Consider the following 6,267-nt stretch of genomic DNA (forward strand, 5'->3'; position numbering starts at 1 on the left):
CCGATCCAGGGCGTTACGATCGGCGATCATCGGAGCGGTCCAGACGTTGTCCACCTGGGTCGACAGCACGCCCAGCGCCAGCACCAGACCGAGGCCCGCCGCCGCCGGCCGCGCCCGCAAGACCAGGGCTGCCGACGCCAGCACGACAGCGCTCGTCGCCAGGGCCAGGTAGGGGAAGGTTCCAGGCAGGGGCGCGCGCACGGGGTCGGGATGGAAGAAGGCGGTCAATATCCCGGCGTCCCAGGGGAACAGCACGATGCCGGCCTTGAGGCACGCCAGCAGGCCCGCGAGCCCGCCCAACACCACGCCGGCGCAGGCCCAGGCGGTCCGTCGTCCCATCGGTCGGGCGAGCGCCGGGGCGGCCGCCAACCAGAGCAGGGGGACGAAGAACTCGAAGTATCGACCCCACAGCCGCTTGGTCTCGCTGGGCGTCGAGGCGACCTGCGCGGCGAACAGGCTCGCCATCGCCACCGTCGCGACGAGCGACAGGGCCAGCAGCAGGAAGATCAGATCCGCGCCGTCGGCCTCGAACCGGCGCCCTCGCGCCCGCCACCGCGTCACCAGGTCGCCCAGACCCGCCGTCAAAGGGATCCCGGCCAGCACCGCCGCGGCGCTGGTCATGGCGACGGCTTCCAGCAGGCCCAGGGACCAGGCGCTGAGCGGCGTCCCCAAGCCCAGGATGCCGCCGTAGCCTTCGGCAACGAAAAAGGTCAGGGGGTTGGCCACCCGCTCTTCCGCCGCGAATTGGAGCAGGTTCCCGACCGCGAAGAAGCCGGCTGCGAACAGCGCGGCGCGCAACGGGACCAGCCGCCATCGCCCGCTCGCCCAGGCGTCGGCCAGCATCACCGCGCCCAGGGCGGCGACCGCGGCGATCCCGTTGGGCTTGACCAGCACCAGGGTCGCCGCCAGGGCTCCCGCCAGCAGCGCGTGGACGATAGGTCGGCTGCGATACCAGCGCGCCGTGGCCAGGCAAAGGAGCGCCAGCACCCCGACGAACAGCCCTTCGGCCAGGTTCGAAAAGGCGAAACGGTAGTAGGGGAAACCCAGCGCCAGCAGACCCAGCGCGGCCTGGTCGCCGCGCGGCGTCCCCTTCGCGAAGGCGCGCCAGATCAGTCCCAGTCCGGCCAGATACGCAGCCCCATTGACCAGCCGGTCTCCGGCCACCACCGGCGCCCCGAGGGCATAGACCGCGCGGATGGCGCTCAGATGCACCCCGTCGTTGGCGCTCGCCAGGGTCGGGTCGAAGACGGTCACCCCCGGGGGATAGAGGGCGCGGATCAGAAAGACCGTCTCGTCCGCCGCGAAGAGCGGCAGGGGCATGGACAGCCGTCCGGCGTAGAACCCGAAGATCGCCACGGCGACGATTGCCGCCAGGGCCAGACCGATCCGTTGTCCCCAGCCCTGCGCCGGCATCAGAGGCCCGAGGACGACGGCGCCAGATGCGCCAGTACGAACTCGACACCCCGCACGGCGGCGTCGCCATAGGTCTCACCGAGGATGCTGGTGTGCGAGGCGCCGCGCACCGCCTCGAAGGTCCCGGCGCGCGAGGCCAGTTCCGGCCCGCGCCGCGCATCGGTCGAGCCCTGGGTCTCGCCCCGGTCGGCGACGATCACCGCCACCGGCCATTTGGGATCGTAGGGCGCCGCCTTGCCCGCCTCAGCCGCGCTGCGCGGCCAGTTCTCGACCTCTTCTGCCGCTGTGCGCGCGTGGCGGCCGGAGACATAGGCGTGACGCTTCTCGGCGCTGCCCTGCTTCGGCAAGCCGATCCGGTCGCCGGCGCTCCAGTAGAGGGGCAGGGTGGTCCCAAGGCTGGCGGACACCGCGGCGACCTTCGAGATCGTGGTGAAGACGCCGATGAACTTCTGCGTGCCCGGATTGTCGATCTGCTCCGGCGTGGTGGCTTCGATCAGCACCAGGCCCGCCACCTTGTCCGGGTCGCGACCGGCGAACAGGCGTGTGTAGAGCCCGGCCATGGAGTGGCCCATCAGGATGAAGGGCCCAGGTTCGCCGGACGCGGCGATCAACTTCTCCAGGTCGTCGGTGATGGTCGCCGCATCGCGTGGCTTCGGCCCCGGATCGGACCAGCCCATGCCGGCGCGATCATAGGCGCAGGAGCGGATCGACTTGACGGTGAGCTTCTCCTGGATCGCCGCCCAGTCCGCCGCCAGGCCGAAGGCGCCCGGCTCCATCCAGACCGTCGGCCGCGCCGCGTCGGCCGGCGGACCCGCGCAGACCAGCCGCAGCTTGCGCCCGCCGATGTCCACATAGCGCCCGGACGGCGTGAACGGTCCGGCGGTCGCGACCATGGCCGCACCGGCTGAGATCCAGACGATCAGGACGAGGGCGACCCCCAGAAACATCCGCTTCATGTCCGCACCTAAGGATGCGTCGCGCAAGCCTGCAACCGCACAAGCATGACAGTACGCCGATATCTTCCGGGCGGGCCGAAAGAGCGGTATCGAGGGACCATGAACACCGAACAGGTCCTCGACGAATTCCGCGGCGCCGGCGCTTTGCGCGAAGGCCACTTCATCCTGGCGTCCGGCCGCCACAGCCCGATGTTCCTGCAGAAGAACCTGGTCTTCCAGTTCCCGGCGCGCACCGCGCGGCTGTGCAAGGCGCTGGCTGAGAAGATCGAGGCGCAGTTCGGCAAGCCCGACGTGATCGTCTCGCCGGCGGTGGGCGCGATCATCCCGGGCTACGAGACCGCCCGCTGGCTCGACGTGCCGGCGATGTACGTCGAGCGCGAGGACGGCGCCTTCAAACTGCGCCGCGCCTTCAAGATCGCCCCCGGCGCCAAGGTCGTGATCATTGAGGACGTGATCACCACCGGGGGCTCGTTCCGCGAGGCCACCGTGCCGATCGAGGCCGCGGGCGGCGTGGTTCTTTGCTGCGCCTGCATTGTCGACCGGTCTGGCGGCAAGGCCGATGTCGGCTACCCCCTGGTGGCTCTGGCCACGGTCGATGTCCCCTCCTATGCGCCCGACGAGATCCCCCCCGAACTCGCCGCGCTCCCGGCGGAGGAGCCGGGCAGCAAGAGGTTGAAGGGATGAGCAAGCTCAGGCTCGGCGTCAACATCGACCACGTGGCCACCGTGCGGAACGCTCGTGGCGAGGGCTATCCGGATCCGGTGCGGGCCGCCGAGATGGCGCTGGCCGCCGGCGCCGACGGGATCACCGCCCACCTGCGCGAGGATCGCCGCCACATCTCCGACGCCGATATCGACGCGCTGGCCGTCATCTGCCGCCGCCGCGGCCGGCCGCTCAACTTCGAGATGGCGGTGACGCCGGAGATGGAGGCGATCGCTCTGGCGCACCTGCCGCATGCCGCCTGCCTGGTGCCTGAGCGGCGCGAGGAGGTGACCACCGAGGGCGGCCTCGACGTGGTCAAGGGCCACAACGCCATCGCCCCGGTGGTCCGTCGTCTCGCCGAAGCCGGCATCCGCGTCTCCTGCTTCATTGACGCCGACCTGGGCCAGGTCGCGGCGTCGAAGTCCGCCGGCGCACAGGTCGTCGAGCTGCACGTCGGCGCCTATTGCCAGGGCGTCCGCGACCGCCAGCCGAACGCCGACGCCCTTCTGGAGAAGATCCGCCAGGCCGCCCGCGAAGCCTCTCACCTCGGACTCGAGGTCCACCTCGGCCACGGCATCGATTTCGAGACGGTAAAACCGCTCGCCGCGATCCCCGAGATCATGGAGCTCAACATCGGCCACTTCCTGATCGGCGAGGCGATCTTCATCGGCCTCGGTCCGGCCATTCAGCGCATGCGCGCGCTGATGGACGAGGCGCGAGCCACCAGGGCCGCATGATTATCGGGCTCGGTTCCGACCTCTCCGACATCCGCCGGATCGAGAAGACCCTGGAGCGGCACGGCGAGCGCTTCACCCAGCGCATCTTCACTGAAATCGAGCGCGCCCGATCCGAGCGCAAAAACGACCGGGCCGCCAGCTATGCCAAGCGTTTCGCCGCCAAGGAGGCCTGCGCCAAGGCGCTCGGCACCGGGATGCGCCGCGGGGTCTTCTGGCGCGACATGGGCGTGGTGAACCTGCGCTCCGGCCAGCCGACCATGGCGCTCACCGGCGGCGCGCACGCGCGGCTGCTGGAGATCATGCCGCCGGGGCACCGGCCTGCGATCCACCTCAGCCTCACCGACGATCATCCCTATGCCCAAGCCTTCGTGATCATCGAGGCCCTGCCGGAATAGGATCAGCGGGCCAGGGCCGCCACCAACGCCGCCGCGGCCGCCATCACCGGCACCCAGTCGCCGAACGCCGGCGCGATCAGCACCTTGGCCCTCGGATACCAGGGCAGGGCGTCGGTCCCCAGCCTGGGCCAGGCCGCCGGGGCGCCGAGGATCGCGACGTTGGCGCCCACCGCCCCGGCCAGAGACCCCGTGGCGTTGGCGACGCAGACGGTCAGGTCCAAGGCGCAGAGCAGGGCGGCCAGCCCGTCGATATCGTCGCGAAGGTCCAGGGCCGGCGGCTCCAGGATCTCGGCCCCGGTCGCGCTCCGGAACGCCGCCAGCTCCTCGGCCGTCTCGCCGTACTGCACGTTGACGAACCGGACCCCCGGCGTTCGCAGCAGCGGAGCCCAGAGCTCGGCGGGAGGATACTGCCGCGCCCGGTCGCCCGCCGCTTTTCCGCTGCGCCAGCTCAGGCCGACCGCCGGCGGGCCGGAACCGAGCCAGCCCCGCCACCGCGCCACCGCCGCCGGGTCGGGCTGCAGATATCCCGGTCTCGAGGGAAACGCCGCCACCGTGAGCCGGAAGGCGCCGGGCAGGGAGCCCATGGGCGCCCACAGGTCGACCGCCGGCACGGCGTCCAGGCCGGGGACGGAGCGCCGGGGCTGTTGGCCTGAGTGGTCGGTGACGTAGGCGCCGACGCTCGCCTCGGGGAAGCTGCGGGCGAACAGGCCAGCCAACCGCGGCTCGACCGCTAGGCTCAGCCGCCCCCGGGGCCCCAGCGCCGCCAGCAGATCCGGCAGCACATTGGCGAACATCAGCTCGTCGCCCAGCCCCTGCTCGCCGACCACCAGCATGTGTCGCCCGGCCATCCCCCCGCCGAGCGCCCACCTTCCTCCCGGGACGTCGAACGACAGCGCTTTGGGCAGGTCCGGCGAGAAGCGGCTTTCATAGGCCGCCCAGCCGCCCGCCAGGTCGCCCCGGGCCAGGGCCAGGGTGGCGGCGGCGAAGTCGATCATGGCCGCGTCGGCGGCCTTGCCGGCCAGCGACCGCGCCTGGGCGAAGGCCTCGGCTGCCGCCTCGGTCTCGTCCAGATCGAAGAGGGCGATCGCACGGTTGTAGACGGCTGCGGCGTTCGTCGGATCCAGCCGGACGGCCTCGTCCAGGAAAGTGAGCGCCAGCCGGGCCTGGCTGTCCTGGGTCAGGATGACGCCCAGGCTGTTCCACAGCCGCGCCTCCTGCGGATGCGCCAGCAGGGCTTCGCGCAGCAGGCCGATCGCCGGCTCGAACCGCCCGAGCTCCCGCAGCGCCCGGGCCTGGCCGTCCACCGCCTCCAGCCGATCGGGATCGGCGAGGCTGACTTGCGCCCAGAGCTGGGCCGCCACCTCCCACAGGCCCATCCGCCCGGCCAGCGACGCCAGGGGCGACAGGATCTCCGGATCGTCAGGCGCCGTGGTGAGGGCGGCTTCATAGGCCGCCAGCGCGCCGTACAGGTCGCCCGCGCGCTCAAGGGCCGCGGCCTTCGTCAAGCTGGCGGAGGCGGCGGGGCGCAACGGCGACATCTGACCCTGACCGGCTGGTTGGCGGCCGGACCATATCGGATGGCCCTGGGTCGCGCGACGCCAATGTCGCGCTTGGCGCCGGGGTCGCCAGCGACTGTCCGGACACGATGTCTGGGGCACAGAACTTGCCCGCGCGGCGTCCAACGCGTAGCTAACGGCCCGACCGCTTTGGCGGGCCCTCCCAAGGACTGCTCATGAACGACACCACCCAGGCTTCTGCGCCTCCGGAGAAGTCCGGCGCGATGGCCGAGATCGTCGAGATCATCAAGACCATCGTCTATGCCCTCGCGATCGCCCTCTTCCTGCGCGTGCTGTTCTTCCAGCCCTACACCATCCCGTCCGCGTCGATGGAGCCGAACCTCTACGAGGGCGACTACATCATCGTGTCCAAATGGACCTACGGCTATTCGAAGTACTCGATCCCCTTCGCCCCGCCGATCCTGTCCGGCCGCGTTCTCGAACAGAAGGCGCATCGCGGCGACATCGTGGTCTTCGCCCTGCCGCACGATCCGCACGTCGACTACAT

General features: G+C 71.0%; 7 protein-coding genes. 4 read left to right on the plus strand and 3 right to left on the minus strand.

What is annotated here, in order from left to right:
* The coding region (locus E8A12_RS07045) for a hypothetical protein (RefSeq protein WP_293367209.1) at nt 1-1,413 on the minus strand (1,413 nt) is incomplete at its 3' end.
* Nucleotides 1,413-2,369, minus strand: a complete 957-nt coding sequence (locus E8A12_RS07050; protein ID WP_293367210.1) for an alpha/beta hydrolase — start codon at nt 2,367-2,369, stop codon at nt 1,413-1,415. The genes E8A12_RS07045 and E8A12_RS07050, both read right to left, overlap by 1 nt.
* A gap of 99 nt (nt 2,370-2,468) precedes the next feature.
* Here E8A12_RS07050 and pyrE point away from each other — a divergent pair, with 99 nt between their 5' ends.
* Genes pyrE through acpS form a run of 3 tightly spaced genes read left to right on the plus strand, consistent with a single transcriptional unit; the run spans nt 2,469 to nt 4,203 of the window.
* On the plus strand, nt 2,469-3,053 hold the full coding sequence (gene pyrE, locus E8A12_RS07055; protein WP_293367211.1) for an orotate phosphoribosyltransferase: 585 nt from the start codon (nt 2,469-2,471) through the stop codon (nt 3,051-3,053).
* Nucleotides 3,050-3,808, plus strand: a complete 759-nt coding sequence (locus E8A12_RS07060; RefSeq protein ID WP_293367212.1) for a pyridoxine 5'-phosphate synthase — start codon at nt 3,050-3,052, stop codon at nt 3,806-3,808. Before pyrE ends, E8A12_RS07060 begins: the two co-directional genes overlap by 4 nt.
* On the plus strand, nt 3,805-4,203 hold the full coding sequence (gene acpS, locus E8A12_RS07065; RefSeq protein WP_293367213.1) for a holo-ACP synthase: 399 nt from the start codon (nt 3,805-3,807) through the stop codon (nt 4,201-4,203). The genes E8A12_RS07060 and acpS overlap by 4 nt, the downstream gene beginning before the upstream one ends.
* A gap of 2 nt (nt 4,204-4,205) precedes the next feature.
* Here acpS and E8A12_RS07070 read toward each other — a convergent pair whose 3' ends face one another.
* Nucleotides 4,206-5,732, minus strand: a complete 1,527-nt coding sequence (locus tag E8A12_RS07070; protein WP_293367214.1) for a tetratricopeptide repeat protein — start codon at nt 5,730-5,732, stop codon at nt 4,206-4,208.
* Between the two features lie 203 nt (nt 5,733-5,935).
* Between E8A12_RS07070 and lepB the strand changes: the two genes are divergently transcribed.
* Nucleotides 5,936-6,267: signal peptidase I (gene lepB / locus E8A12_RS07075; RefSeq protein ID WP_293367215.1), on the plus strand; the 332-nt coding region annotated here is incomplete at its 3' end.

It is taken from the genome of Phenylobacterium sp., from assembly GCF_004799395.1.
Taxonomy (GTDB): domain Bacteria; phylum Pseudomonadota; class Alphaproteobacteria; order Caulobacterales; family Caulobacteraceae; genus Phenylobacterium.

Excerpts from the sequence above, each read along its gene's own strand:
- E8A12_RS07050 (WP_293367210.1), bottom strand. The coding sequence starts at position 2,369 with ATGAAGCGGATGTTTCTGGGGGTCGCCCTCGTCCTGATCGTCTGGATC.
- pyrE (WP_293367211.1), top strand. The coding sequence starts at position 2,469 with ATGAACACCGAACAGGTCCTCGACGAATTCCGCGGCGCCGGCGCTTTG.
- E8A12_RS07060 (WP_293367212.1), top strand. The coding sequence starts at position 3,050 with ATGAGCAAGCTCAGGCTCGGCGTCAACATCGACCACGTGGCCACCGTG.
- acpS (WP_293367213.1), top strand. The coding sequence starts at position 3,805 with ATGATTATCGGGCTCGGTTCCGACCTCTCCGACATCCGCCGGATCGAG.